At 74.4% G+C, this 26,766-nt stretch carries 19 protein-coding genes; 12 read left to right on the forward strand and 7 right to left on the reverse strand.

The genetic code is table 11. The features are described from left to right. Window positions 1–132 precede the first annotated feature (132 nt). Window positions 133–1,167 (reverse strand): sirohydrochlorin chelatase, encoded by a 1,035-nt coding sequence (locus tag ACWCP0_RS21355; RefSeq protein ID WP_451080376.1) that lies wholly within the window; start codon window positions 1,165–1,167, stop codon window positions 133–135. A 173-nt stretch (window positions 1,168–1,340) separates the two neighbouring features. On the opposite strand from ACWCP0_RS21355, the gene ACWCP0_RS21360 reads away from it, so the two are divergent. The 5 genes from ACWCP0_RS21360 (at window position 1,341) to ACWCP0_RS21380 (ending at window position 13,977) form a co-directional block, all read left to right on the forward strand. Further along, a complete protein-coding gene (locus ACWCP0_RS21360; protein WP_451080377.1) occupies window positions 1,341–2,240 on the forward strand; it encodes a DUF4132 domain-containing protein in 900 nt (299 codons plus the stop codon). Window positions 2,241–2,317: 77 nt separating this feature from the next. Beyond that, window positions 2,318–7,330, forward strand: coding sequence for a hypothetical protein (locus ACWCP0_RS21365; RefSeq protein WP_451080378.1), 5,013 nt, complete (start codon window positions 2,318–2,320; stop codon window positions 7,328–7,330). Further along, window positions 7,327–8,463, forward strand: coding sequence for an ATP-binding protein (locus ACWCP0_RS21370; protein ID WP_451080379.1), 1,137 nt, complete (start codon window positions 7,327–7,329; stop codon window positions 8,461–8,463). Before ACWCP0_RS21365 ends, ACWCP0_RS21370 begins: the two co-directional genes overlap by 4 nt. Then, window positions 8,450–11,986 carry a DUF5682 family protein gene (locus ACWCP0_RS21375; RefSeq protein WP_451080380.1) on the forward strand — a complete coding sequence of 1,179 codons (3,537 nt, stop codon included), beginning with the start codon at window positions 8,450–8,452 and terminating at the stop codon, window positions 11,984–11,986. Before ACWCP0_RS21370 ends, ACWCP0_RS21375 begins: the two co-directional genes overlap by 14 nt. Continuing rightward, a complete protein-coding gene (locus tag ACWCP0_RS21380) occupies window positions 11,983–13,977 on the forward strand; it encodes a hypothetical protein (RefSeq protein WP_451080381.1) in 1,995 nt (664 codons plus the stop codon). Before ACWCP0_RS21375 ends, ACWCP0_RS21380 begins: the two co-directional genes overlap by 4 nt. Before the next feature lie 367 nt (window positions 13,978–14,344). Here ACWCP0_RS21380 and ACWCP0_RS21385 read toward each other — a convergent pair whose 3' ends face one another. Continuing rightward, window positions 14,345–15,049: a hypothetical protein gene (locus tag ACWCP0_RS21385; RefSeq protein ID WP_451080382.1), complete on the reverse strand. Its 705-nt coding sequence runs from the start codon at window positions 15,047–15,049 to the stop codon at window positions 14,345–14,347. A 308-nt stretch (window positions 15,050–15,357) separates the two neighbouring features. Here ACWCP0_RS21385 and ACWCP0_RS21390 point away from each other — a divergent pair, with 308 nt between their 5' ends. Continuing rightward, window positions 15,358–16,077 carry a SanA/YdcF family protein gene (locus ACWCP0_RS21390; RefSeq protein WP_451080451.1) on the forward strand — a complete coding sequence of 240 codons (720 nt, stop codon included), beginning with the start codon at window positions 15,358–15,360 and terminating at the stop codon, window positions 16,075–16,077. Window positions 16,078–16,255: 178 nt separating this feature from the next. Further along, complete coding sequence (locus tag ACWCP0_RS21395) at window positions 16,256–18,394, forward strand: molybdopterin oxidoreductase family protein (RefSeq protein WP_451080383.1); 2,139 nt, start codon at window positions 16,256–16,258, stop codon at window positions 18,392–18,394. 31 nt (window positions 18,395–18,425) lie between these two features. Here ACWCP0_RS21395 and ACWCP0_RS21400 read toward each other — a convergent pair whose 3' ends face one another. From ACWCP0_RS21400 to ACWCP0_RS21415, 4 genes are all read right to left on the reverse strand, one after another. Next, window positions 18,426–18,947, reverse strand: a complete 522-nt coding sequence (locus ACWCP0_RS21400; protein WP_451080384.1) for a gamma-glutamylcyclotransferase family protein — start codon at window positions 18,945–18,947, stop codon at window positions 18,426–18,428. After that, window positions 18,944–19,285 (reverse strand): divalent-cation tolerance protein CutA, encoded by a 342-nt coding sequence (gene cutA, locus ACWCP0_RS21405; protein WP_451080385.1) that lies wholly within the window; start codon window positions 19,283–19,285, stop codon window positions 18,944–18,946. The genes ACWCP0_RS21400 and cutA overlap by 4 nt, the downstream gene beginning before the upstream one ends. Before the next feature lie 121 nt (window positions 19,286–19,406). Continuing rightward, complete coding sequence (locus ACWCP0_RS21410) at window positions 19,407–20,162, reverse strand: class I SAM-dependent methyltransferase (RefSeq protein ID WP_451080386.1); 756 nt, start codon at window positions 20,160–20,162, stop codon at window positions 19,407–19,409. Window positions 20,163–20,427: 265 nt separating this feature from the next. After that, a complete protein-coding gene (locus ACWCP0_RS21415) occupies window positions 20,428–21,069 on the reverse strand; it encodes an NADPH-dependent FMN reductase (protein WP_451080387.1) in 642 nt (213 codons plus the stop codon). A gap of 53 nt (window positions 21,070–21,122) precedes the next feature. Between ACWCP0_RS21415 and soxR the strand changes: the two genes are divergently transcribed. From soxR to ACWCP0_RS21440, 5 genes are all read left to right on the forward strand, one after another. Beyond that, window positions 21,123–21,578 (forward strand): redox-sensitive transcriptional activator SoxR, encoded by a 456-nt coding sequence (gene soxR, locus ACWCP0_RS21420; protein WP_451080388.1) that lies wholly within the window; start codon window positions 21,123–21,125, stop codon window positions 21,576–21,578. 340 nt (window positions 21,579–21,918) lie between these two features. After that, on the forward strand, window positions 21,919–22,449 hold the full coding sequence (locus tag ACWCP0_RS21425; RefSeq protein ID WP_451080389.1) for a hypothetical protein: 531 nt from the start codon (window positions 21,919–21,921) through the stop codon (window positions 22,447–22,449). A 180-nt stretch (window positions 22,450–22,629) separates the two neighbouring features. Next, the gene (locus tag ACWCP0_RS21430) at window positions 22,630–23,289 is read left to right on the forward strand and encodes a class F sortase (RefSeq protein ID WP_451080390.1); all 660 of its coding nucleotides are present in this window, start codon (window positions 22,630–22,632) and stop codon (window positions 23,287–23,289) included. 258 nt (window positions 23,290–23,547) lie between these two features. After that, window positions 23,548–23,958 carry a hypothetical protein gene (locus tag ACWCP0_RS21435; protein ID WP_451080391.1) on the forward strand — a complete coding sequence of 137 codons (411 nt, stop codon included), beginning with the start codon at window positions 23,548–23,550 and terminating at the stop codon, window positions 23,956–23,958. Window positions 23,959–24,004: 46 nt separating this feature from the next. Beyond that, window positions 24,005–25,678 (forward strand): alpha/beta hydrolase, encoded by a 1,674-nt coding sequence (locus tag ACWCP0_RS21440; protein ID WP_451080392.1) that lies wholly within the window; start codon window positions 24,005–24,007, stop codon window positions 25,676–25,678. Window positions 25,679–25,681: 3 nt separating this feature from the next. Here ACWCP0_RS21440 and ACWCP0_RS21445 read toward each other — a convergent pair whose 3' ends face one another. Continuing rightward, a complete protein-coding gene (locus ACWCP0_RS21445) occupies window positions 25,682–26,461 on the reverse strand; it encodes a sulfite exporter TauE/SafE family protein (RefSeq protein ID WP_451080393.1) in 780 nt (259 codons plus the stop codon). Window positions 26,462–26,766: the final 305 nt, after the last annotated feature.

A 26,766-nucleotide genomic window follows, 5' to 3' on the forward strand; every position in this document is an offset into this window, starting at 1 on the left:
AAGCGAACCGTCCGGGCGCGGTGAAGTACGAGGCGACGGCGATACGGTGCCGGCCCCTGGCCGCCAGCGCGCGCACGGCGTCGGAGACGGTGGGCAAGACGGCGGATGCGTACGCCGGGGGGACAGCGTCGCTCAGGCGGTGACCAGTCGACGCCGGTTCGCCGTGGAGAGGCCGGCCGCCGTCTCGTCGTAACGCTGCAGCACGAGCCGCGCCATCGCGGGGTGCGCGCCGAGTGGGTCGGCCGAGGTCCAGGGGGCGGCTGCCGCCGCCGCCGAAGCGAACCGTCCGGGCGCGGTGAAGTACGAGGCGACGGCGATACGGTGCCGGCCCCTGGCCGCCAGCGCGCGCACGGCGTCGGAGACGGTGGGCGAGACGGCGGAGGCGTACGCCGGGACGACGGGTACCCCGCCGAGGCGCTCGCTCAGCATTCCGGCGGTCCGGCGGGCGTCGGCGGCCGACTCGGGATCGCGCGACCCTGCCGCGGCGAGCACCACACCGGCGTTCCGGCTGCCGTTGTCCGCGCTGCGCCATCCGGCCTCGGCGAGCCGGGCGTACAGCGCCTCGACGAGCAGCGGATGCGGTCCGAGCGGCTGCGCGATCCTGGCGCGCAGCCCTGGTGCGCCGGCGACGGCTGCGGGGATGTCCCGCTTCACGTGGTAGCCGCGGCCGAGCAGCAGCGGCACGAGGACGGCCTCGCGGTCGCCGTGGGCGGTCAGGGCGGCGAGGGTGTCGGGGAGCAGCGGTTCGTCGAGCTCGATGTGCCCGAGGCGTACGTCGAGGCCGGGACGCAGCTCGCGTACCCGGTCGAGCAGCCGGGTCACGGTGCGCAGGGCACGCGGGTCGCGGCTGCCGTGGGCGACGGCGACGAGGGCCGGGGCGGTGGGAGTGAGGGCCTGGGCGGTGGCGGTGGCGGTGAGGGCCTCGGCGGTGGTGCGGGCGGCGGGTTCCCGGGTCCCGGCATGCCTGGCACGGGGCCCGGGGCCGGGTATGGACGGGACTTCGGCGTTCGTGCGGGAAGAGTTCATGGGCCTGCGCACTCCGTTGAGCTGGACATGACTGAGCTGTGCCCCGAGCTGCGCGGTGATGCGGGTGAGCAGCTGTGTCGTGCTGTCGAGGGGCGGCGTGTTCGGGGCCAGGGACTCGCGAGGGTGTGCCGACTCCGTCATGAACCGATCCTGGCGGGCGGAGGTTGCCACGTCGTTGCGCCGGGGTGACGGGTGTTTGCCACAGCCTCACCGGCTCGCCCGCGGCGTTGTCAGAGCCCTCACCTACTGTGATCGTCACCGGATTCGCGTCGGAGTCGAAGCCGGAACCGGAAGGCCGGGGAGGGGGTCTCGCCATGGGCTGGATCGAGACGGAGAGCGGCGGTTATGCCGTCACGCTGGACGGCACACGGGTGCTGTGCCGGAATGCCGCGGGGCGCACGCTGAAGCAGGTGCCGGCGAAGCTGCGGGAGGACGCGGAAGTCGTCCGGCTGCGGCAGCTCGCCGAGTGGCTTGAGCGGCACGAGCGGGAGTGCCGGGAGCAGGTGGACACCTGGCTGGTGCGGTCGCTTCCGGTGCCGGTGGACCTGTTGGCCCGGGTGTGGCCGGACGCGGCGTGGCAGGGCGCGCTGCGCGACCTGGTGGTCGCTCCGGTCGCGGCGGACGGTTCGGCCGATGTGGCGCGGGCGGGGTTCCTGCGGGACGCCGATCCGCAGCGGGGGCTCGGCGTCGTCGACCTGGACGGTGACTCGGTGCGGCTGGGCGCGGCGCAGGGGGTGCGGACGGTGCTGGTGCCACATCCGGTGCTGCTTCTGCACGAGTTGGAGGACCTCCGGGAGTTCGCGGCCGAGCTCGGTGTCGAGCAGGGGCTGGAGCAGCTGTTCCGTGAGGTGTGGCGCCGCCCGCAGGCGCCGGTCGGCGAGTTCGTGCGGACGTACGAGCACGGGAAGTTCGCGGAGCTGCGGCATGCCACCGCCCGTGCGGTGTCGCTGGGCTACCGGGTGCGGGGCGGGGAGGCGATATGCCCCCTGGTCGAGGACGGCCGCCAGATCGAGGCGGCGTTCTGGGTGGGCGACGACTATCCCGAGACGGAGGCCCTGACGGGCCCGCTGGAGTGGCGGGACCGTACGGGCCGGCGGCTGCCGCTGTCCGAGGTGGGCCCGGTCGCCTGGTCGGAGGGCGAGCGGATGGCCGCGCTGGTGTACGCGGGCCGGGTCGTCGAGGGCGACGAGAGCGACAAGGGGGCACTGCTGTGACCGAGGGGGGCACGGTGAACAACGAAGGTACGGGGTCGGGGTCGGAGTCAGGGTCGGGGCCGGAGTCGGCCTCGGGCATGAGGGGCGCGCTGCTGGAGGCAGGGGCCGTGCTGCCGCTGACGGGCGCGGCGACCGCGGCGGGCGTCGCTGCGACACCGCCGGCCACGGGCGCGTCGGATTCCCGCGACGCGGACGCCCCCGCCGGCGGTGCGTCCCCCGGGGATGTGCTGACCGCCCGGGCGTACGGGCACCCCGTGCTGGAGGGCCGCACGGTCGTACGGCTGGTGCCGGAGGCGATCGGGCCCGCCGAGGATCTCTCGCTGGAGTATCTGGGGTTCGGCGCCGCGGCGGAGCCGGAGCCGGTGGGGCATGTGAAGCGGCAGTCGCTCGGCTTCCCCGCCTGGGCGCTGGTCCACGACCCGGAGAACGGGCATCACGCGCTCGCCGTCGTCAAGGAGATGGAGCGCCTCGCGCGGCTCGTCGGCACCAAGCCCGGGCTCGCCAAGGAGGGCTTCGACGAGATCGGGGAGCGGCTCGACCGTTCCGTTCCGCACTTCCTGCCCACGTTCTACGAACAGGTGGCACGGCTCTTCCTGGCCGTCGAGTCGCGGCAGCACGCCTCGGTGTTCTTCGGCAAGGCACGGGCCGCCGAGCAGCGGCATGCGCTGGCGGTCGACGAGGAGCGGTTGCGAGAGGTGTTCCTGGAGTTCGCCGGTGCGGGCGCGCTCAGCGGCAAGGCACTGCGCGAATATGCCAAGGCGCTGGCCGCGCGCCTCACGCCGGCCGAGGCGTACGCCCAGTTCGGCGCCGTGTCGCGGGAGCGTTGCGCGGCCGGACTCGCGCCGTACGCGGGGATGATGGAGGACCTGCGGCGGCTCGCGAAGGCCGCGAAGCTCGACGCCCCCGCCGAGGAGCGTGCCCTGCTCGCGGACGTCATCCACACGGGCGCGATAACCCGCGCGGCGGGCAGCTTCTGGAAGTCGGCGCTGTCGTCACTTGCCACGCTCGCCGCCGGGGACGAGGCCGTACGGAAGCGGCTGCTGGCGCTGCTGCCGGTCACCGGAGCGGAGCGTCCGGGGGAGTTCGAGGCCGAGTGGCTGGCCCTGCTGGACCGGTGCGGCGCGTTCGAGCTGCTGCTCGACGGCACGGTCCCGGCGGCCGAGTGGCTGTCGGCGTGGGCCGGGCACCGCCGGCGCAGTTGGCGCGGCTCGACGCGGATCGCCGCCGAACCGGCCCTGCTGGAGAGGCTGGCGGACCGGCTGATCGCGGACGGCACTCCGGTGCGGCTGCTGGGTCGACGCGGCTGGGCGACCGTCGTGGACTTCGACCTGCTGGACACCTGCCTGGCGCTCGGGGTTCCGGTCGAGGACCCGACGGACGAGATGGAGACCTTCGAGCTCGGCGCCTGGCTCTCCGACGAGGGTGAGGGCCGCCGGGACCTGGCGGCGGTGTGCGCCGACCCGCGGTTCTCGTCGCTGCTGCGGGCCGCTGTGGAACGCCTCGCGGGCGAGGGAGACGCCACGGAGAAGCTGCGCCGGGTGGTGGAGCTTCCCGCGCTGCGCACGGTACTGGCGGGCTGGATCGCCGACCGGGCCGACGATCTGGAGCGGCCTTTCGGACTGCCGGAGCTGGACAGCCAGTTGAAGCGGCTCTCCAGGTTCTCCTCACCGTCCGTGCTGGCGGCCGCGCCCGAGGCGGTCGACCGTATTGTCTCCGTGTCCCCCGCCCCCGCCCTCGCGCGCACGCTCCGCGCCGGCATCTTCGACGAGCTGGGCTGGCCCGCGCTCGAGGAGGCACTCCCCGGGCTCGGCAAGCCCAATCCGCAGGCGTCCACCCAGCGGTACGGCTATCTGTCCGACGAGTGGTACCAGCAGGCGGGCGCCTGGCCGGCCCTGCTGGTCCGGCTCAGGCTGCGGGTCGCCGCGGTCGGCCCGGACAGCATCCTGGACCAGCGCACGCTGACTCTTCCGTCGCCCTCGACGCGCTACTGGGACCAGCCCACGATCCGCTATGTCGGCGGCCAGTGGCTCATCGCCAACGGTCACGGGGACGACCGGCGCGCGATCTGGTCGGGCCGCCCGAATGAGCCGTTCAAGCCCTCGGGCGACCTCCGCGACTACTGGACCGCGTACCGCGCGACGTCGCTGGAGCTGCCCGACGGCAGCCGCTGCTTCGGCGGCCGGCCGGTCCACGCGGGCGACACCGCCTTTGCCGAGGAGCGGCGGTCCGTCGCCTCCGACGGCATCTCGCTGTGGGTGCTCCACGAAGGCGAGTGGTGGGAGTACGACCCGGAGTCGGCCCGCCGCGGCCGGGTGTCGCTGCCCGCGTTCTTCGACTCGGCGCTCGCGGAGGGCGGCGGCGTCCGGCTGCTGGCGTCCGCCTGCCGGCTCCTTCCGGTGCAGCCGGGCCTCGAGTCCTCGCCGTTCGGCACCAAGGACGGGCTGCTCGGCTGGTGGGTGCGGTACGACGAGAAGGAGCGCACCCTCACGGCGTGTTCGGTGGACGGCAGCCGCAGCCTGGCGGTCCCCCTGCCCCGGAACGCCAGGATCGACTTCCCCGACGAGATCCCCCTGCCGCCGCTGCGGCTCCCCGCGGGCGCGGCGCTGCATCCACGCGAGCTCCGCAGCCACACCGCGGGGGTCGCGCTCTACGACGCGGAAGGCGTCTGCCTGGCCAGACTGGAGGACGGCGACCGGGGCGTTCCGTACGCCGCGGGCACCCCGTTCGTGACGAACGTGGCGTACTGGCACGCGCTGCGACCGCGCGACGAGCAGGGCTCCGCCGTGCTGCGCGCGGTCACCGACGCGGATGCCGAGGCGCTGCTCGCGGCGGTCGCGGAGGGCGCGAAGCCCGAGGAGGCGGTGCGACGCCTGCTGCCGGGCATCGGCCACCCCGGTCTCATGGCGGGTGTCGCCGGACTCGTCGAGGAGGCGGCGCGGCACGTCAAGCGCCTCCGCGTGCTGGCGGAGCGTGCCGCGAAGGGCCGCGGCCCGGCGGCATCGGAGCTCCGCGAGCGGAAGGTCCCCGACGGGTTGCTGCGGGCCGCCCTGGGCGGTCTGGCCGGATCGCGGCACTACTACGGCTACTACCCCGCGCAGCGCGACGAGTCGACGGCCGTCGACCAGCTCCGGGCACTGGCGCGGGCGCTGGCGCCGGGCGCGGCCGCCGACAAGGCCGAGCTGTCCGGGACGAGCGTGGCATGGCTGACGTTCCCCGGCGCCGGAATGGCCGCGCTGGCGCTGCGGGCCGCGGCGCCGGACACCGCCGAGGAGCAGCGGACGGCTCTTCTGGACTTCCTCGACGAGGTCCTGGCGGTGCGCACGGAGGACGGTGATGTGGTGCTCGCCGACCCGCGCGGCCGATTGCGCACGGTGGAGCTGCGAACGGCGAGGAAGAACAGCGCTCCGCCCCATCACAACCTCCAGCTCATGGGAGAGGTGCGTCACTCGGGGGCCCGCAGGCTGGTGATCGTGTCCTGCCAGCGCGCGGACGACCAGTTCGCGTTCTGGAACGGCATCGAGTACGACCCGGCAGGAGCTTTCGGCGCCTGGGACGAGTTCACGCTCACCGGCGCCGAGACCCTGGGCGCGCCGCAGGATCCCGCGCGCGCCGCGTCGATCGCCCGGCTCGTGGAGCTGGTGCGGGAGCGAGGGCCGCTGCCGTACCGGCCGGAGCAGGCACAGCAGTTCGCCGAGTCCGTCGGGATCACCCCGGTCACCGCGGCCTGGCTGATGCTCGGCCTGACCGGGATCGACGGATACGGACGCGAGGGCCTGCCCTCCACCGAGCGGCTGGAGCCGCTGGGCGCGAGCAGCACCGAGGCACAGGCCGCCCGCGGCACCTTCCAGGAGTTCAGGCCGGCCGAACGACAGGCGTTCTGCGGGCTGCTGGTGCCTCAGGATCCCGATCGGGTGGCGGAGCTGTGGACCAAGGGTTTCGACCTGGCGCCACTGACGGACGCCTGGATCGCGGCGCGCGGCAAGCGGCGGGTCGCGCCCGCCGCGCTGATCAAGCGCGCGGTGACGGAGGTCGGTCCCGGCCGGATACTCGACGCCGTACTGAATCCGGAGCAGCAGCGCGAGCTCACCGGGCGCACCGAGCAGCGTCCGGGCGACGACAACCAGGGGCTGTACGCGGTGGAACCGCTGGACCTGCTCACCGGGTCCACGCTCCAGGCGTATGTGTCCATGCTGCGCTGGCTGGCGTACCGGCTGCCGTTCGGCGATCCGCTCCGTCGGATCCTGCCGGTGACGCTGCGGACGCTGAAGGAGCGGCTCGCCGACCCCGCGCTGCTGCTCGACCTCGGCGTGGGCTCCGACACGGAGGGCAATGCCACATCGGCGCGCTTGCGGGAGGCCTTCGGGCTGCCGGCCGGAGTCGGCGGCGGCAAGGACGGGCTGGTCGAGGTCTCGGAGACGCTGGTGCTGGCGCCGATGCCGTACCGGTCCGAGTGGGAGTCGGTGTGGGTGCGTCCGGCGACGTTGCTCGCCGAGGCCGCGGGGACGGGCGGCGGCCCCGGCGGTCAGGCGCTCGACCTGCTGGCGGCGATCGCGGGCGAGACCCTTCCGCTGAGGGCGCTGCGAACCCTGCTCAGTGAGGAGTTCGCCGCGCTGGTGGGCGCCGACGGGCCGGCCGGAGCACAGCAGGACCCGCTGCTGTCCGTTCCGGAACTGGTCGCGGAGGCGGCCGGCCGGTTCGGGCTCACCGAGGACGCGGCAGCGCTCCATCTGATGCTGCTCGCCCTGCCCGATCCGACCGACCGCAATGTGGCGGAGTGGACGGGCTGGAAGCCGGCCCGGCTGAAGAAGGCCCGCGCCGAACTGGCCGCCACCGACCTGGTGGTGGAGGCCAAGCGCGCCCGCGCGGGCCGGACGCTCTACCTGCCGGGCGGCTGGGTGGAGCAGAAGACGCCGCGGCTGCCCGCCGAGAGCTGGAAGACGGCGCTGCTGCCGTGGGATCTGCGGGGCTTCGTCGTGCCGGACCGTCCGGTCGCGGAGCTCTACGCGGCGGCGTGGCAGCGGGTGGTGTCGGGCGACGCGCCCGGGTTCGAGGAGTTCCGGGGCCGGGGCGGCCGGGGAGGCAGGCGATGACGATGGTGACGGGCGGGACGCGGCAGGTGGAGCTGCCGGAGGACCGGTACGCGGCGGAGCTGGCGTTCCTCGCGGCCTACGACGAGGGACCGCGGCCGCCGGGGTGGCGGCTGACACCGCGCGCCGTGGTGCTGTTCGTGTGCGGCTCCGGCGGTGAGGAGCTGGCGGCGCCGGGCGGCGAACGGCTGGTGGTGTCACGGAAGTTCGTCGGCGAGCGGGCCCTGGTCGAGCGGTGTGTCGTGACCCTGGCCGGTGAGCGGGGCCTGCTGCTGGTCGGCGAGCCCGGCACGGCCAAGTCGATGCTGTCGGAGCTGCTGGCCGCCGCCGTGTGCGGCACCAGCACGCTGACGGTGCAGGGCACCGCGGGCACCACGGAGGACCAGCTCCGGTACGGCTGGAACTACGCGATGCTCCTCGCCAAGGGGCCCAGCCGCGAGGCCCTGGTGCCCTCACCCGTCCTGACGGCGATGGTGCGCGGCGCGGTCGCCCGCGTCGAGGAGGTCACCCGCTGCCTCCCGGAGGTGCAGGACTCGCTGGTGTCGCTGCTGTCCGAACGGCGCATGTCCGTGCCCGAACTGGCGGACGGCGACGACGGCGTCGTGCACGCCGTGCCCGGCTTCACCCTCATCGCCACGGCCAACCTGCGCGACAGGGGCGTCTCCGAGATGTCCGCGGCGCTGAAGCGGCGCTTCAACTTCGAGACGGTCGGCCCGATCGACGACCTCGACGCGGAGACGGAGCTGGTGCGCGGCCAGGCCACGGCGGCCCTGGCGCGCTCCGGGGCGGAGTTCGGGGTCGACGACGCGGTGCTGGAGGCGCTGGTGACGGCGTTCCGCGACATGCGCACCGGGCGGAGTGCCGAGGGCTGGGAGGTGGAGCGGCCGTCGACGGTCATGTCCACCGCGGAAGCCGTGCAGGTGGCCACGTCGATGGGGCTCGGCGCGGCCTATCTGGGCGACGGCCGCGATGTCGTCCGGACCCTGCCCGGTCATCTCCTCGGCACCGTCCGCAAGGACGATCCGGCCGACCACGCACGGCTGCTCGGCTACTGGGACGGTCCGGTGCGGCGCCGCGCGGAGGGCGGGGCGCCGCTGTGGCGGACCTTGTGGGAGCTGCGCGATGAGCTCGCCTGAAGAGCCCGACGAGGCGCTGGCGGAGCTCGCGGGGTGCGCGGCGCCGTACCTGATCGGGGTGCGGCACCACTCCCCCGCGCTCGCGGCGGCGGTCCCGGCGATGCTGGCGGAGGCGGCGCCCGAGGTGCTGTTCGTCGAACTGCCGGAGGAGTTCGCGCCGTGGCTGGAGCATCTGGCCGACCCGGGGACGGTGCCGCCGGTGGCCCTGGCGGGCAGCGCGCCGGACGGGGGCGCGCTGGTGTTCCTCCCCTTCGCGGAGTTCTCGCCGGAGCTGGCGGCGGTCCGCTGGGCGCGCGAGGCGGGCGTGGAGGTCATCCCGTTCGATCTGCCCCTGGCGGAGCGGGACCGGGACCGGGGTGACGACGGTGACGGACCGCAGCCGCCACCCCGCGGCCTGGCAGCCGCGTTGCGGGCGCGGGCCGGCGGGCGGGACGGAGACGACCTGTGGGAGCGGCTCGTCGAATCCGCCGCGCCCGGCGCCGCGCCCGGGGCACTGCGGCGGGCAGCGCTGCTGGTGGGCTGGGCGCTGCGGGCCGACAGCGGCCGGGTCGATCCGTACGACCTGCGGCGCGAGGCCCATATGCGGCGCAGACTGACCGCACACCGGGGCCGCCGCGCGGCGGCGGTCGTGGGCGCCTTCCACGCACCCGCGCTGCTGCCGGGCGCGGTCGCCTCGGCCGACGGTCCCCGGCCCGGCGAGCACGGCGCGCCGGACGGCGGTGCGGGTACAGCGGGCGGCGTCGTGACGTCGCTCGTGCCGTATTCGTATGCGCTGCTCGACGAGCGTTCCGGCTATCCCGCGGGCATCCGCGACCCCGAGTGGCAGCGCGGGGTGTTCCTGACGGGCGGCGACACGGTGCGGATGGACGAGCTGCTGGTCGCGACGGCCGTGCGGATCTGCGCCGCCGTACGGGGCGCCGGGCACCCCAGCGGGCCCGCCGACGCACGCGAAGTGGTGCGGGTCGCACGGGATCTGGCCGCCCTGCGGGGGCTGCCGGTGGCGGGGCGCGGAGAGCTCGCCGAGGCCGCGCAGACCGTGCTGACGCAGGGGCAGCTGTTCGGGCGCGGCCGGGTGGTGGCCCGGGCGATGGAAGAGGTGCTGATCGGGCGGCGGCAGGGCCGGTTGGCGCCGGGGACGCCGCGTTCGGGGCTCGGGCCTGCCGTGGAGGCGCTGCTCGCCGAGCTGTCGCTGGCCGGGCCGACGGCGCCCGAGCGGCGTGAGCTGCGCCTCGATCCGCACCGGGGCGATCTCGACCGACGGCGCGAGATCCTGCTGCGCAGGCTCGCCGTGTGCCGGGTGCCGTACGGGGAGGAGACCGAGGTCGCCGGAGTCGGCGAGGCCGCTGCGCTGAGCACGCGGTGGTCGGTGGCATGGAGCCCGTCGACCGCGGCGATGCTGGACGTGGCCGGGGTGCACGGGGTGACACCCGCGCAGGCCGCCGCCGGCATGCTGCGTCAACGGCGTGCCGCGGAGCGGCGCGCGGGCGGACCGACCGCGGCTGAGGCCCTCGCCGGCCTGGAGGGGGCGGCGCGCTGCGCGCTGCCCGAGCTCGCCGCCGAGCGGCTGGCGGAGGCGGCCGAGCTGCTGCCGGCGGCCGGGACGCTTCCCGAACTGCTCGCCGGGCTCGGCCTGCTGGACCGGATCCGCTCCGGGCACGTGGTCGGTCTGCCGGCGGGCTGGGCGAAGGGGGCGGTCGACGCGGCGTACGAGGAGCTCGCCGCGGCGGGCGTCCGCGCCCTCGACGGCCTCGCCGGGTCCACCGACCCGGAGGACGCCCGCGCCGTGGTCTCCCTCGCGGGCCGGGCCGCGTCGGTGGGTGGCGGGCTGCGCCTGGCCGACGCGCTCGCCCGGCTCGACACGGGCGCCACTCCCCTGATCCGCGGCGCGGCAGGCGCGGCGAGGGTGCTGCTGGGGCAGCGGGACGCCGCGGAGTTCGGGACGCGGCTGGCCTCCCGGGCCGACGCCGCGTCCACGGCGGAGCTACGCCTGGACCTCGGCGAATTCCTCCGCGGCACCCTCCTCGCCGCGGGCCCTCTCCTGGAGACGGGCCGCGCGCTGGACCCGTTGCTGGAGCGGGTGGAGGCCCTGACCGACCGCGCCTTCCTGGACCGCCTGCCGGCCCTCCGCGCAGGCTTCGACGCCCTCTCGCCCGCGGCCCGCTCCCGCGTGCTGGCGGCGGTGGAGGACCGTACGGGCGGCTCCGCCGGCTCCTTGCCGGGGACCGTGTCCGACCCCGCGGCCCTGGCCCGCCTGGCGGAGGCGGACCTGTCGGCGCGCGAGGCACTGATGGCGCGTGGGCTGCTCCCCACCGTCCGACCGGCGGACGCCGCCCCCGTCCGACCGGGCCGGCGGCACACCGACGCGGCTGCCGGGAGACCGCCTGCACGGGCGGGGGCCGCGACGGCAGGACTCGGCGCCGGGGAGCGATGGCGGCTGGTGCTGGGCCAGGGCCCCGGGCAGGGACGGGAGCTGGGTGCGGCAGCCGCACGCATCGGCGCGGCGCTCGACGAGCTGTACGGGCACGGGCGCGGTGAAGGGGCGCGCAGCGGGCCCGGTGGCGGGAGCGAGGCGGCGTATCCCGGGGTGCGGGAGTGGTCCGAGGAGCTGACCGCACTGTTCGGGCCCGGCGTGCGCGAAGAGGTGCTCGCCGCGGCGGCCGGGGCCGGGCGGCTGGACGCCGCGCTGGAGCTGGACCCCGCCGCTGCCCGCCCGTCCGTGGAACTGCTGCGCACCGTCCTGGCGTACGCGGGCGGCCTGCCCGAGCGGCAGCTCGCCCGCCTCCGGCCCCTGGTCGCCCGGCTCGTACGGGAGTTGACCGACGCGCTGGCGAACCGGATGCGCCCCGCGCTGACCGGCCTCGCGCATCCGAGGCCCACGCGGCGTCCCGGCGGCCCGCTCGACCTGCAGCGCACGCTGCGGGCCAACCTGGCGACCGCCCGCCGCGACCCGGACACGGGAGCGGTGACCGTCCTCCCCGAGCGGCCCGTCTTCCGTACTCGCGCCCGCAAGGCGGCGGACTGGCGGCTGATCCTCGTCGTCGACGTCTCGGGGTCCATGGAGGCCTCCACGATCTGGTCGGCGCTCACCGCGTCCGTGCTGGCCGGAGTGCCCACGCTCAGCACGCACTTCGTGGCGTTCTCCACGGAGGTCGTCGACCTCACCGACCATGTCGACGACCCGCTCGGCCTGCTGCTGGAGGTCAGGGTCGGCGGCGGTACGAGCATCGCGCGCGGCCTGCGCCACGCCCGCGGGCTCGTGACAGTCCCGTCGCGCACGCTCACCGTGCTGGTCAGCGACTTCGAGGAGGGCGGCCCCCTCGGTCCGCTGCTCACCGAGGTGCGGGCGCTCGTCGACGCGGGCTGCCATGTGCTGGGCTGCGCCTCGCTCGACGACGAGGGCCGGCCGAGGTACTCGACGGGTGTGGCGGGGCAATTGGTGGCGGCGGGTATGCCGGTCGCCGCGTTGAGTCCGATGGAGCTGGCCCGCTGGGTCGGCGAACGTGTGGGAGGTGCACACCCGTGACGGCTGCATCCGGTCCGGTGGTTCCGCCGCTCCCGCCGGTGGCCACGTCGGTCGCGGCCACGGCGCTCGATCCGCTCCCGACCCGGCTGCGCAAACGCGTGGACGGGGCGGTGGCGAAGGCCGCGCACTGGTCGGTGGAGCCGGTGGAGCCGGCGTCGCCGGACGGCGAGGCGGGCGGGGACGGCCAGGCTGTCGTCGTGCGGGTGGCCGACGACACGGCGGTGACCCTGCGGATCACGGCAGGGATCGTGGCCACGGCGGACGACGCGGTGTGCAGCTGCCTGCTGGCTCCGGCGTGCGTGCACCGGGCGGCGGTGCTGTCGCTCTGCCCGCTGGCGGAGGACCCTGTGCCCGGTGCCGACACAGAGGCCGGGGCAGGCGCCGGGGCCGACACCGAGGCCGAGGCCGGGGCAGACGCGGGTGCCGGGTCCGAGGCCGGGTCCGGGTCCGAGTCCGGGGCAGGCGCTGGGGCCGATACCGAGGCCGGGGCAGATGCGGGTGCCGGGTCCGAGTCCGAGTCCGGACCCGGCGTGCGCGAGGAGGTGCCCGCCACGGCGGACCCGGCGCACGGCCGGGGCGGTGCGGACGGTGCGGACGGTGCGGCAGCCGCCGATGCCGCGCCCGCTCCCGGCGGCCAGGAGCCCGACGGGGAGCCGTCCGCCCTCCACGCCCTCGCCCGCGCCGGGACGCGCGTCCTCCTCGACGGCGTCGCGGGCGCGGGGGCCGTCGTACGGGGCGAGTTGCTGCGCGCCGCGCACTCGGCACGGCTTGCGGGGCTGACGCTGCCCGCGGCCGGCGCCGTGCGGATCGCGCGCCGGCTCGGGGAGGCACGGTCCGGCGATCCCGCGTTCCGGCTGGCCGAACTCTCCGCAGATCTGGCCGAGTTGCTCGGCCTCGTACGACAGCCCGGGCTCGCCCGCACCCCGGCGCGGCGGGCGTACCGGCCGACGGGGCCGCTGCGGCTGTACGGACTGTTCACGGAGCCCGTGGTCACGGCGTCGGGTTACGCCGGGGCGACCACCTACGCCCTCGCCGCCGACGGCAGCCTTCGCACCCTCTCGGACGTCGCGCCCGGCGGACCGGAGCGTGCCGCCCGGGCGTCCGGGTCACCCGTACCCGGCGGATGCGCCCTGTCCTTGCGGGAGTTGGGGGCCGGCGCCGGAGTGATCCTGACCTCGCCGACGGTCTCGGCGGACGGCAGGATCGGCGGGGGCGGCCGGGTCCGCTCGGTACGGGCGTCGGGCGCGGGATGGCACGACACTCCGCTCGCCGCGCTGTGGGCGCGGCCGCCCGTGGAGCAGCTGGCCGCCGCGCTGGACTGGTCGGCGGCACCGGTGGAATCCCGGACGGCGGGCGGTGACCTGCTGTTCCTCGACGGGACCGTCACCGGGGCGGGGTTCGCGGTGACGGACGGGCCGACGGTCGTACTGCTCGCCCCCGACGAGCGGGCGGAGCTGCCGTACGCGGAGAATCTGCGGCTGCTCGCCGCACGGCCCGGCACGCCGCTCCGGCTGATCGCGCGGCTCGCGCCCGACCGTCCCGGCGCGGTGCGGGCGCTCGCGGCCGCCTGGACCGGGCGCGACGGCGAGGCGGTCCGCGCGGACCTGGGCCTGCGCCGGCTGAACCGCTCCCACATACCCGAGGCGGTCCCGGACAGGGCGCCGCCGGCGGCCCCGCCCGAGCTCCCGGTCGAGCTGGACCTCCTGCGCCGCGCGGTGGACCGCACGGTCGCGGGCGGCCGCCCCGTCACCGCGGCCTCGGCCGACGCCGAACTCCCGCGCCGGCTCCGCGCGGTGGGCCTGGCCACGGGCGCGGCCTGCGCGGACGCCCTCCTGGCCTCGGCGGCGGCCCGCCGCCACGATGCGCTGGGCCGCCTCCTCCCGGCGGACCCGGAGGCCTTTGCCGAGGCGTGGCTCTCGGCGTCGCTCTACGTCTCGGCGGCGACGAAGTCCCTGCTCCTGTCGGCGTGGTCGCCCTCTCGGCCGGCATAACCCGCGATGGCGACCGGCGGCGGTGGGACGGCGCCTGCGGCCGACCTTTCCCTCCCGACTTCCCGAACCGGGGGCAAGTCCCCGGGCCCCGGCGCGCCCGGTACCGAGCGGTGGGCCCGGTCGATCGGTGGGCAGGAGCGGGGCTTCAGGGGCGACACCCTCGCGAACGGCGTCCGGGGCGAGCCCCAGTGGCGGGCCCCAGCTCGGGAAGGGGCGGGACGGGGAGAAGCCCGGCGCAGCGCAGGCTCGCGCGTCGGCCGGGTCCGCGCCCAACAGCCCGCGGCCGGCATGCCCTGGGCCGGGCCCTGGCCTCGGGCACCATGACGGGCCCCGGCCCCGGGCACCGTGACGGGCCCCGGCCTTGGTGTCAGCTCGCCAGCCAGACGCGCAGCGTCGGGCCCGGCACACAGCCCTGCCGGCTCGCCGCTTCGAGCGAGTCCCCGTGCTCGTAGCCGACGACGGGAATGCCCGGCCAGAAGCGGGCGACGGTCCCGAGGCAGCCGGACCAGGCCCGCTCCAGGTCGGCGTCGTCGACGCTGAAGACGTTGGAGACGCCGATGACGGAGTCGCTACGGCTCACGACCGCCCCGGCGACCGTACGTGTCCCGCCGTCCGCCGTGCCGACGAGGACCGTGGTCGCACGGTCGGCGAGCAGTTCGGCGCGGAAGAGGCCGGCCAGGCTCTCGTCGCCGCCGGACCACGCCTCCTCCCACGCGGCCAGGCTGCCTGCCGAGCGGACCGGTCGCCAGGTGACGTCGTCCGGGGTGACGGGGGCCGCGAGGGTGGCCGGGCGGTGGATCCAGCGGGCCTCGAAGAGCACATCGAAGCCGTCGGCCGACAGATCGAGGCGCCCGAAGCTGTCCTTGACGGAGCAGCCGGGCGCCGTGCGGTCGATCCCGTCCAGTACCTCGCGGGCGGTGGCGTGCGGTGACAGGGTCACGGCGTCCGGATACAGCGGCGGCGTGCGCCGCTCGCTGGTCCAGGCCCGTTCGCCGAACACCCCCGGGATCCCGTGCGCGCGGCACATGGCGTCGCACCATTCGGCATTGTTCCGGGCAGACGCAGCGATCATGGGCCAATGATGCCCGACCACCCGGCCGGAGTTGAACCACATCGACAGACCGGGCCCGTCCGGACAAGTGATGATTCCAGGTGCCCGCGCCAGGTGCCCGCGCCATGGCATTGCCCCTCGAAGAGGTGATATGCAGCGCGTCCGGATCGACGGGAGCAGTTCGCTTGATCACATCCGCGTGATGCGCTGAACCGTTCCGCCCATCGCAGCGTCGGATCAGGTGAGTCGGGGCACAACCACCGGACCAGGGGGTCTCATCGATGCGGAAGCTGCGCAAGCCCAAGCTGCCGAAGCGGCCGGAGCTGCGGATGCTGCAGACGGTGCGGAAGCTGCCGACGGTGCGGAAGCTGCGGACGTTTTCGCTCCTGCCGCGCAGCCGGCGCGGGCAGCGGCGCGCCGTGCAGGCCGTGATGCTCGGGTGCGTGCTCGCCCTGGCACCGGCGACGTGGATGCACGCGGTCGCCGACAGCCGTATCCGCACCGTTGCCGACGTGCCCGCGCGAGACGTCGCCGTCGTCTTCGGCGCCGGGTTGTGGAAGGGCCGCCCGACTCCGTACCTCGCGCACCGGCTCGACGCGGCCGCCGTGCTGTACCGGACCGGCAAGGTCAAGGTCGTGCTCGTGACCGGGGACAACAGCCGGGTCGAGTACGACGAGCCGGACGCCATGCGCGCGTACCTCACCGAGCGTGGCGTCCCGGACGGGCGGATCGTCAGCGACTACGCGGGCTTCGACACCTGGGACTCGTGCGTCCGCGCCAAGAAGATCTTCGGGGTCGACCGGGCGGTGCTGGTGACGCAGGGCTTCCACATCAAGCGGGCGATCGCGCTGTGCGACGAGGCAGGCGTCGAGTCGTACGGTGTCGGGGTCGCCGAGCCGCACGACGCGACCTGGTACTACGGCGGGGCGCGGGAGATGTTCGCGGCGGGCAAGGCGGCGCTGGACGTCGCGTTCGAGCCGGACCCGCGGTTCCTGGGGCAGCAGGAGCGGGGTGTCACGGAGGCACTGGCCTCGGCCGTCACGCCGTGACCCTCGTCACACCCCGAGGGCGCCCCGACGGCGCCCCGACGGCGCCCTGACGGCCGCCACATCCTGAGCAGCCCCGCGAACAGCTCACCGTAAGGCCCGGGCCGGGCGGAGGGCCGCGTACCGGAGCCGTAATGCGACGCTCCCCCCGGCGTAACACGGACGACGCACGCTGAGTGCCATGTCCCACGCATCGGCCTCCGCCCCCACCCCCGCGCTCGTGCCCACGCACTGCCCGTACTGCTCGCTGCAGTGCGGCATGAACCTGCGTGGATCCGGGGACACGGTCGAGGTCGTCGAGCGCGACGACTTCCCCGTGAACCGGGGCGCCTTGTGCGGCAAGGGACGTACGGCACCCGCGGTGCTCTCCTCCCGGGTACGGCTGACCGGGCCCCTGGTCCGACGCCCCGCCACAGGCAGGCTCGAACCGGCCACCTGGGAGGAGGCCCTCCGCGCGACCGCCGACGGGCTCCGGGGGACCCGTGCGGCGCACGGAGCGGATGCCGTCGGGGTGTTCGGCGGCGGTGGACTGACGAACGAGAAGGCGTACGCGCTCGGGAAGTTCGCCCGGGTCGTGCTCGGCACCTCGCAGATCGACTACAACGGCCGGTTCTGCATGTCGTCGGCGGCTGCCGCGCACAACAAGGCTTTCGGTCTCGACCGGGGTCTGCCGTTCCCGCTGGAGGACATTCCGCGCACGGGGTGCGTCATCCTCGTCGGCTCCAATCTCGCCGAGACGATGCCACCGGCGCTGCGCTATCTCAGGGAGCTGAAGGAGAACGGCGGCCGGCTGATCGTCGTCGATCCCCGCCGTACGAAGACGGCTGAGCAGGCCGATCTCCATCTCGCGCCGCGCCCCGGCACCGATCTCGCGCTCGCCCTGGGGCTGCTGCACCTGGTGGTGGCGCAGGGGCGTACGGACGAGGAGTTCATCCGGGAGCGCACGACGGGCTGGGAGGAGGCCAGGGCGGCCGCGATGGCCCACTGGCCGGAGCTGGTCGAGCGGATCACCGGCGTCGGGGTGCCCCAACTGCGCGCCGCGGTCGGCATGTTCTGCGACGCGCCGGCCGCGATGGTGCTCACGGCGCGCGGGCCCGAGCAGCAGTCGAAGGGGACGGACACGGTCGGCGCCTGGATCAACCTCGGCCTCGCGACGGGGAACGCGGGCAGGCCGCTCGCCGGTTACGGATGTCTCACCGGGCAGGGCAACGGGCAGGGCGGGCGCGAGCACGGCCAGAAGGCCGACCAGCTGCCCGGCTACCGCAGACTCGACGATCCCGCGGCGCGCGCGCATGTGGCGGGGGTGTGGGGCGTGGACCCCGACGCACTGCCGGGACCGGGGCGCAGCGCCTACGAACTCCTCGACGCGCTGGGCCGGGACGTGAAGGCCCTGCTGCTGATGGGGTCCAACCCGGTGGTGTCCGCGCCGCGCGCCGCGCACGTGGAGGAGCGGATCCGCGCGCTCGACTTCCTGGCCGTCGCGGACGTGGTGCTGTCGGAGACGGCGGCGCTGGCGGACGTGGTGTTCCCCGTGACCCAGTGGGCGGAGGAGACGGGGACCATGACGAATCTGGAGGGCCGTGTGCTGCTGCGGCGGCGCGCGATCACGCCCCCGGAGGAGGTACGGAGCGATCTGGAGGTCCTGCACGGGCTGGCCGGGCTGCTGGGGCACGAGAAGGGGTTCCCGACGGACCCGGAGGAGGTCTTCGGGGAACTGAGGCGGGCCTCGGCGGGCGGTGCGGCCGACTACTCGGGCATCAGCTACCGGCGGTTGGAGGAGGAGAACGGCGTCTTCTGGCCGTGCCCGGAGGCGGGCGGTTCCGCCGGGGAGCCGCATCCGGGGACCCCACGGCTGTTCCAGGACCGGTTCGCAACGCCGGACGGACGGGCGCGGTTCGTGCCCGTCGTCCACCGGGAGGCCGGGGAGGAGACCGACGCCGGGTTCCCCGTCGTGCTGACGACCGGGCGGGTCGTGGCCCAGTACCAGTCCGGGGCGCAGACCCGCCGGGTCGCCGAGCTGAACGCAGCCGCGCCGGGGCCGTTCGTCGAACTGCATCCGCAGCTCGCGGCGCGGGTGGGGGTGACGGACGGCGAGCCGGTCGCGGTGGTGTCGCGGCGGGGGCGGGCGGTGGCGCCCGCGCGGGTGACGGACGGGATCCGGCCGGACACGGTGTTCATGCCGTTCCACTGGGCGGGCGACGGGCGGGCGAACACCCTGACCAATCCGGCGCTCGACCCGGTGTCGCGGATGCCGGAGTTCAAGGTGTGCGCGGTGCGCCTGGAGCGGGTGGAGCACCTGGATCGCGTGGAGCGCGACTGACGGCGTGCCCGTCCTCGAACACCGGGCGGGCTCACGGTGACCCGGCCGCCGCCCAGTCGCCGCCCGGGATCACCGTCCCGCGGGCCCGCAGCTCCGCGGCCACGGTCTCCGCGGCCACGTAGACCCAGGCCGCGACGGTCCCCCGTGCCGTGTGCACGTCCCGGGCGACCCGGACGTACAGGTTGCGCGGGTCGCCGGGACCGAAGTACTCCTCGAGGTGGTCCAGTACCGCTGTCAACTCCCGGTAGTGTCCCGGCGCCGCGGTGACGAGCTCACCCGTGACCGTGCCCTCGCCCTCGCCCTCGCCCTCGCCCTCGCCCTCGCCCTCGCCCTCGCCCTCGCCCTCGCCCTCGCCCTCGCTCCCCGCCGTGCTCTCCCATTCGACTTCGACGGCGTACGGATAGCCGGGACCGTCGTACAGCAGCGCGCCCCGCAGCGTGGCGGGCTCCTCGGCGGAGGTGCGGCCGCGCAGGAAGAGGTCGTGGTTGTGCTCGCCCGCGCGCAGCGTGCCGTACACGAAGAACGGCAGCTCCCGCCCTGCGGGGTCGGTCACGGCTTCTCCGGTTCGGTCGTCCCGGACGCGACCCACTCCAGGTACGCGGCACTGCCCCGCACGACCGGCGTGGCGATGATCTCCGGGGTGTCGTAGTCGTGGTGGGCGCGCAGATATGCCTCCAGCGCGTCGTAGCGGGCCTCCGTCGTCTTGAAGAGGACCTGCCACTCCTCGCTCGTCTCGATGGCGTTCCGCCAGTGGTAGACGGACGTGACGGGCGCGGAGATCTGCGCGCAGGCAGCCAGCCGCGCCTCCACCGCGCCCCGCGCCAGCTCCTCTGCCTTCGCGGCGCTGTCGGTGGTGGTCAGGACCGTCAGGGCCCGGGTCACCAGGGTCACGAGCACTCCTCACTGGGACTTCGCACAGGGACTTCACAGCGGATCTCACTGGAGACCTCACTGGAGATCTCACTGCAGATCTCCAGGGATTGTTGGTCCAGGGGATCGATATGGTCCCAACCTAGGCGACCGCCCCCGGCTCGGCCGCGGCCCGCCGGAACAGGGCCGTCCAGAGGAAGGCCTCGCCGAAGTGCGGGGACTCGGCCGGTTCGTCGTGCATGCGGCGCAGTTCGACCTCCGTCAGGTCGGAGAAGATCCAGCGCAGGGACTCCGGCGTGTAGGCGAGTCCGCCGTGGAGGCGGGACTCGCGGTAGAAGTCGGAGTCGGGGAGCTCGGATCCCATACCGCCGGACGCGAAGCACGTGAGGGCGAAATGGCCGCCGGGCGCGAGGACCTGGTCGATGAGGGCGAGATAGCTGATGCGGCGATGCGGCGGCAGATGGTGGAAGCAGCCGGAGTCGTAGATCAGGTCGTACGGGCCGCCGAGTTCGGTCGCCGTCAGGGCGAAGGCGTCGCCGCAGTGGAAGCGGACGTCGCCGGCCCCCGCCTCGCGCGCACGGTCCTCGGCCCAGGCGATGGCCGTCGGCGAGAGGTCGACGGCGTCCACGTCGAAGCCGAGGGAGGCGAGGTGGAGGGCGTTGCGGCCCGGGCCGCAACCAAGGTCGAGGGCGCGGCCCGGGGTGATCAGGCCGCGGTCGGCGTACGAGGCCAGGTTCTCGTCCGGCTTCGCCACGAAGAACGGCACCGGCTTGGCGCGGTCCGTGTAGAAGCCGTCCCACCAGGACGCCGCGCCGGCGGTCCAGCGGTCGGCGTCCGGCGCGAACAGGCCGTCCAGGAGCCGCAGCACGTCGTCCACCGAGCGTATGTTCCGGTCCACACAAGTCCCCTCTCCAGATGGGGAGATCGTAGGTCGACAGGACACGGAAGCCCAGCTCGGAAGGGGTGACCGGGCCGGCACCTGCGGGCGCCGGAAGACACCTGCGGGCCTGGGCGGGAGCCGGTGGACACGGCCCCCGCGCGTGAGGGTGCAGGGCCTTCGACGCACCCTCCGAAGGCCGTCATGAGGGCATTCCCGGCTCCGCCGGGACAGGTTTCCGGGCGGTCCGCCGGGCCGGGCCTGGGGCGCGGCCCGGTCCGGTCCGTCAGCCCGTGTACGGGTGCCGGGCCTTGGCATCCCGGAGCGCGGTGCCCCACCAGGCCAGTTGGTCGAGCATCGTCTTCGCGGCGGCGTCCGGGGCGGTCGGGTCCTTGTGGTGTCCGTCGGCGTCGAAATGGGTGTGGGCGTGGTGGAAGGACACGGTGTCGCGGACGGTGACGGCGTGCATCTCGGCGAAGACCTGCCGCAGTTGTTCGACGGCGCGCAGTCCGCCGGACATGCCGCCGTACGAGACGAAGCCGATCGGCTTGGCCTGCCACTCGGTGTAGTGCCAGTCGACGAGGCTCTTGAGGGCTGCGGGGAAGGAGTGGTTGTACTCGGGCGTGACGACGATGAAGGCGTCGGCGTCGGCGAGCCGGGGCGTGACCTTCGCGAGCTCGGCCTTGACGCGCTCGCCGGGGCTGTACGACAGGGACGTGGGCAGATCGACGTCGGCGAGGTCGACCACCTCGACGGTGAAGTCCTCACGGCCGGCGGCCCGGGACAGGAACCAGTCGGCGACGACGGCTCCGAAACGGCCTTCGCGGTTGCTGGCGATGACGACGGCCAGCCGGAGGGGTGTTGCCCTCGTGGGCCGCGTCGTCCGCGTGGGCCGGGACGCGGTCTGCACAGATGTGGTGAGGTCCATGCCCCGAGGTTCGTACTTAAAGCACGGTTGAGGTCAAGCGCTACGCTGGGTCCATGACCCATCTCGCCTGGGACGCCAAGGAAGCCACCATCGGTGAGCTGGCGGAACGCAGCGGCGTCGCCTGCTCCGCGCTGCGTTTCTACGAACGCGAGGGGCTGATCAAGAGCCGCCGCACGAACGGCAACCAGCGTCGCTACAGCCGGGACACCCTGCGCCGCGTCGCGTTCATCCGCACCTCGCAGCGGCTCGGCATCCCGCTGGCCACGATCCGCGAGGTGCTCGCGCTGCTGCCGCAGGACCGCACGCCGACACGGGAGGACTGGGCGCGGATCTCGGAGTGCTGGCGCGACGACCTGGATCTGCGGATCCGTACGCTCCAGCGGCTGCGGGACAACCTCACCGACTGCATCGGCTGCGGCTGCCTCTCGCTGGACCGGTGCGTCCTGTCCAACCCGGGCGACGAGCTGGCGTCGCACGGCCCGGGGCCGCGCCGCCTGATCGAGGACTGACGCCGGTTCCCGGCACTCTGCGACGCCGGTCCGGTCGGCCGCGGGTCCCGTGGGACGAGATGTGACGGCGCGCCACACGCCACGCGGGCGACACGCCGGGCAGGCATGCCGGCACCCGGCGCGACCAGTCCCGGCGTGTCGGCCGTCACCCTTTCGGCGCGTCCGTCCGTACGGCGCAGCCAATGGCCCAGCGCACCCGGCGTGACCTGCAACGAGGCCCCGCGGCAAGGCCGACACGCGGTCGGGTACGGGCGAATCTGATCGTCCATCAGCAGGCGTGGGCGGCGGACTGGCCGTTACCTCGGAGATGAAGAGGACGCCATCGCCCCCGGAGGACGACATGCGCACCACTGCCCGCCCGCCGGCCGGCCTGTCCGGCCCCGTGCTGGCAGCCGCCGTCTGGTTCGGCGCGCTAGCCGCCGCCCCGTCGGCATACGCGGCGGGAGACTTCGAACCGTTGGAGATCACACCCACGACCGTGGCCCCCGGCGGGACCGTGACCGTGAACAGCGCCGCTTGCGGCAAGGAGGGTCACGGCACGGGAGACGCACAGTCACTCGGCGCGGGCGATTTCAAGGCGGCGCCGGGGACGCGCAAGGATGTCGTGGTCGGCCGGTTCACGGTGCCGAAGGACACGAAGCCGGGCAACTACGGCATCGGTGTGCTGTGCGACAACGGCACCGAGGCCACCGGGGACCTGGTCGTCCGGTCCCACGGGGCGCGGCCGATCGGCCATGTGAAGACGGGTACCGGCGGCAGCGTCGGGCCCGACACCACCCAGATCGCGGCGGGGGTGGCCGTTCTGGCCGCAGCCGCCGCCGGCGGGACCTGGCGCCTGCGCCGTCGGGCGAGCGGCGCGCAGGGCAGCTGACGGGGCTCGGCCTCCACCGTCCTCGTTCCGTACCGCCGTCCCCGCCCCCGTCATGCGTCCGGCTGACGGGGGCGGGGAACCATCTCCCGGTCCCGATCCCGATCCGGGGTCGGGACCGGGATCGGAATCCGAACCGGGTCGGACTCGGGAATCCGCCATGCGACGTCCGAAGGGCTTCTGATGCAGGGCAGGAGCGCGGGCCGGGCCAAGGGCCGGGGCACCGGCTGGCTGATCGTCATCGCCGTGTGCGTCGGCCTGTGGCTGGTCCAGAACGGCTCCAGGACGATCATCACCCCGCCCGTGCCGTCCGCCGCCCAGGCCTTCGCCGCCGGACAGCACACGGACGCGGCGGCCGACCCGCTGCCGCCGTCCGAACCGGTCCGCTTCCGCATCCCGCGCATACGGGTCGACGCCCCGGTCATGGGGCTCGGCCTCGCCCCCGACAGCAGCCTCGAGGTACCGCCGGCGGGGAGTTCCCACGTGGTCGGCTGGTACGAGGAGGGCACGCCCCCGGGTTCGCGCGGCACCGCGATCGTGGCCGGGCACGTCGACAACGCGCGGGGCCCGGCGGTCTTCTACGGCCTGGGCACCCTGCAGAAGGGCCACCGGATCGAGGTCCTCCGCAAGGACGGCCGCACAGCGGTGTTCACGGTCGACGCCGTCGAGGTGTACGAGAACGAGGACTTCCCCGACGCCAGGGTCTACGGCCCCGCGGACCGTGCAGAACTCCGCGTGATCACGTGCGGCGGCGGCTTCGACAGCCGGTCCGGGTACCAGGGGAACGTGGTGGTGTACGCGCACCTCATCGGCGTGCGCGAGCAGTTCCGGTCCCGCGACTAGTGCGGCCCCCGGGGCGCCTGCGGCGGGCTCGCGCGCCGCAGGCTCACGCCGACACAGCCCCGCCCCTTCCCGAACCGGGGCTGCGTCCCGACCCCGATTGCGGGGCTCAGCCCCGACCCCGCGCCCGGTCATCGCCCTCGCCACCGCTCCGCAGGAAGCCGGCCTGCGTCACCACCCTCACGGTGATCGCGACGCTCTCGGCCTGTTCCAGCGGCGCCCCTCCCAGGGCGCGGGCAGCCAGGAGCGGATCTCGATCCGGTGTACGCGTCCACCAAGTTCTCCAAGGCGCTGAAGCCCGCGGACGGGTGGGAGCAGATGCCGGTCACCGTCGCGGCCGGCCGGGAGGTGCAGAACGCGGGATCGCCCAACGCGTACGCCAAGCACGAGCCGCTCGCGACCGCCCTGCAGCAGGCCGTCGCGCGCCGGCCCTCGGCGGCGCGGCCACAGGATCCGCAGGCACGCCCGCGTTCGCCGGCGGCCTCGGCAACAGCTGACCCCGAACTGCCGGACCCGCGCGACGGCGCCGGTCAGGAAACGACGGGTGATCCGGTCCCGTACCTGGCCGTCCGCGGGCGAACATCTGCGATCCCGGCTGGTGTGCCAGCCATTTGGCCGTGGCCGGTTGCGGGTCCGATCGGGCCCACGTCGTATCGGGAGTGGATGCCGTGACGCGGCAGACGAATCTGCACCCTGCCGGCCCGGCGGAAGGATGAGCATGCACATACCCGGATCCATAGCCGGCCGCGGCGGTTTCGCCGCGGCCGCTCTTGCTGCGGTGATCTGCACCACGCTGCCCCCCGGTCCGGGACGGGCGCCGGCCGACGGAGCGCCTCCCTCGGTTCCCGCCGCGCCGTTGGAGTGGAGCCCGTGTCCCGAGGCCGGCACCTTCGACTGCGCCGTCGCGAAGGTCCCGCTGGACTACCGCAGTCCCGGGGGGCGCTCCATCGAGCTGGCGCTCACCAGGAAGAGAGCGACCGTACCGGGGTCGCGGATCGGCTCTCTCTTCATCAACCCCGGCGGCCCCGGCGTCGGTGGAACGGACACCGTGCAGCAGGCGTACGAGCTGATCCCCGCCGAGCTGCGCGAGCGTTTCGACATCGTCAGCTGGGACCCGCGCGGAGTGGGGCGGAGCACAGCGGTGCGGTGCTTCGACAACACGGAGGAAGTCATCGAGTGGGCGACGCCCGTCCCCGCCGGTTTCCCGGTCGGCGAGGAGGAGAGAACCACCTATGTCGATGCGTACGCCGACCTCGGCAGGCGCTGCGAGAAGCGCGACCCCGAGCTGCTGCGGCACATCTCCACCGCCGACACCGCCCGCGACCTGGACAAGCTGCGCGAGGCGGTCGGCGACGAGCAGGTGAACTTTCTCGGGATCTCCTACGGCTCGGTGCTGGGGGCCACGTACGCCAACCTGTTTCCCGACAAGGTTCGCGCCATGGTCCTGGACGGCAACATCGATCCCGATGCCTGGGTGAACGGCGGCTCGAAGAGCGAAGCCCTCCTGGGTACGTGGCTGCGCATCGGCTCCGACGTGGACGCCGCGGCGACGCTGCAGCAGTTCCTCGCCCTGTGCGGGCAAGCCACCGTCGACCGCTGCGCCTTCTCCGCCGGCGGCCCGGAGGCGACCCGCACCAAGTTCACCCGGCTCATGCAGCGTCTGCAGCAGGTCCCGCAGGACGACTGGACCTACGGCGCCACCGTCTCGACCGTGCACACCATGCTCTACACCGTCATCCCGCAGTGGACCGACCTGGCCACCATCCTGCAGGACCTGTGGCAGCGCCGGACGCCGGAGGTACCCACTTCGACGGAAGAACCTCCGGAGTATCTCGGCCCCGAACAGACCGACGCGATCCTGTGCTCGGAGAGCCCCAACCCGCCCGATGTGCCGCGCTATCCGTCGCTGGAACAGTTCAGCTACGAACGCGCCGGGGACGTCGGACGCCTCTTGACCTGGGCCACCGAGGCCTGCGCGACATGGCCGGCCAGAGCGGCCCAGCCCTACACCGGCCCGTGGAACCGCGCCACGGCCAACCCCGTCCTGGTGGTGAACACCACGTACGACCCGATCACGCCCTACCAGCAGGCCGAGGCGATGACCCGCCGCCTGGCCAGTGCCCGCCTGCTCACGCTCAACGGCTACGGGCACGCCGCGTTCAGCAATTTCAGCACCTGTGTGGACGATCACGAGAGCCGCTACTTCGTCGACGGGGTCCTGCCGCCACCGGGAGCGACCTGTTTCCAGGACCAGGCACCGTTCTCCACGTCCAGTCCGCGTGGAGGCATCGACAGTGGGGGCGGCGGGACGGCCCACCCCGGCAGTTCCCCGACGGCCCACCCGTCTCTGGCCAACCAAGGGGGAACTGACGGAATGCGGTTCGTGGAGTGACCCCTACCCGGACCACTGGTCGAACGCGAGCTTCGCGACCAGGGAGAAGACGACCACCAGCAGCACCCGGCGGACGAACTCCGATCCCTGCTTCAGGGCCATCCGCGCGCCGATCATGCCGCCCGCCAGGTTGAACACCGCCATCAGCGCGGCCGGCTGCCACAGCACGCTGCCCTGGTGGGCGAACATCGCGAGCGCCCCGGCATTCGTGCAGACGTTGACGATCTTGGCGGTGGCGGAGGCCGTGACCAGGTCGAGGTGGAGCACCGCGGTGAGCGCGAGCACCAGGAACGTGCCCGTGCCGGGGCCGAACAGCCCGTCGTAGAAGCCGATCCCGCCGCCGACGAGGACGATCGCCGTGACGACCCGGGCGCGGGTGACCGGCCCCCGGTCCTGGGCGGCGCCGAAGGACGGGCGCAGCATCACGAACGCCGCGACGCCCAGCAGCACCACCATGATCACGGGGCGGAGCACCTCGCTGCCGATGCCCGCCGCGAAGAAGGCGCCGCCCATGGACCCGGCGAGGGCGGCGAGCCCGATCCGTACCGCCGTCTTCACCTGGACCGGGGCCTTGCGGACGTACGTCACCGCCGCGCCGGTCGTGCCGACGATGGCCACCGCCTTGTTGGTGCCGAGGATGTGCGCGGCCGGCACCTGCGGCATCCCGAGCAGCAGGGCGGGCAGGAGCAGCAGCCCTCCGCCGCCCACCACCGCATCGATCCAGCCTGCCACCGCGGCGGCGATGCACAGGAAGACGAGGGTGGTCAGCGATATGTCGGGCATGCCCGCGACCCTACGGATCAGATGCGTGCGCCGTCCATCATTCCCCCGGAGAGTTGAGCTAAGTCTGAGGTTCCGCCGACGGACACCCGGTCGGGCGCGGGCGGTGCGGTCGGCCGGACCGCCATGGTGAGCACGGTCGCGGCGAGCGCGCTCGCGCCGACGAGCGTGGTCCCGCGATGTCGGGCCCGGCGAGCCGGTGTGCGAAGGCGAGGGCCGCGCCGACATAGGTGAGCAGGTGCACGGCCCGCCAGGTCTCGTGCCGTATCCGGCGGCGTACGGCCCGGGCCGAGACGGCCCCGCCGGCG

This window comes from Streptomyces sp. NPDC001970 (assembly GCF_053594115.1).

Bases quoted from the DNA above. Each gene is read 5' to 3' on its own strand.
- ACWCP0_RS21355 (WP_451080376.1), bottom strand. From the start codon at position 1,167: ATGACGGAGTCGGCACACCCTCGCGAGTCCCTGGCCCCGAACACGCCG.
- ACWCP0_RS21360 (WP_451080377.1), top strand. From the start codon at position 1,341: ATGGGCTGGATCGAGACGGAGAGCGGCGGTTATGCCGTCACGCTGGAC.
- ACWCP0_RS21365 (WP_451080378.1), top strand. From the start codon at position 2,318: ATGAGGGGCGCGCTGCTGGAGGCAGGGGCCGTGCTGCCGCTGACGGGC.
- ACWCP0_RS21370 (WP_451080379.1), top strand. From the start codon at position 7,327: ATGACGATGGTGACGGGCGGGACGCGGCAGGTGGAGCTGCCGGAGGAC.
- ACWCP0_RS21375 (WP_451080380.1), top strand. From the start codon at position 8,450: ATGAGCTCGCCTGAAGAGCCCGACGAGGCGCTGGCGGAGCTCGCGGGG.
- ACWCP0_RS21385 (WP_451080382.1), bottom strand. From the start codon at position 15,049: ATGATCGCTGCGTCTGCCCGGAACAATGCCGAATGGTGCGACGCCATG.
- ACWCP0_RS21390 (WP_451080451.1), top strand. From the start codon at position 15,358: ATGCTGCAGACGGTGCGGAAGCTGCCGACGGTGCGGAAGCTGCGGACG.
- ACWCP0_RS21395 (WP_451080383.1), top strand. From the start codon at position 16,256: ATGTCCCACGCATCGGCCTCCGCCCCCACCCCCGCGCTCGTGCCCACG.
- ACWCP0_RS21415 (WP_451080387.1), bottom strand. From the start codon at position 21,069: ATGGACCTCACCACATCTGTGCAGACCGCGTCCCGGCCCACGCGGACG.
- soxR (WP_451080388.1), top strand. From the start codon at position 21,123: ATGACCCATCTCGCCTGGGACGCCAAGGAAGCCACCATCGGTGAGCTG.
- ACWCP0_RS21425 (WP_451080389.1), top strand. From the start codon at position 21,919: ATGCGCACCACTGCCCGCCCGCCGGCCGGCCTGTCCGGCCCCGTGCTG.
- ACWCP0_RS21430 (WP_451080390.1), top strand. From the start codon at position 22,630: ATGCAGGGCAGGAGCGCGGGCCGGGCCAAGGGCCGGGGCACCGGCTGG.
- ACWCP0_RS21440 (WP_451080392.1), top strand. From the start codon at position 24,005: ATGCACATACCCGGATCCATAGCCGGCCGCGGCGGTTTCGCCGCGGCC.
- ACWCP0_RS21445 (WP_451080393.1), bottom strand. From the start codon at position 26,461: ATGCCCGACATATCGCTGACCACCCTCGTCTTCCTGTGCATCGCCGCC.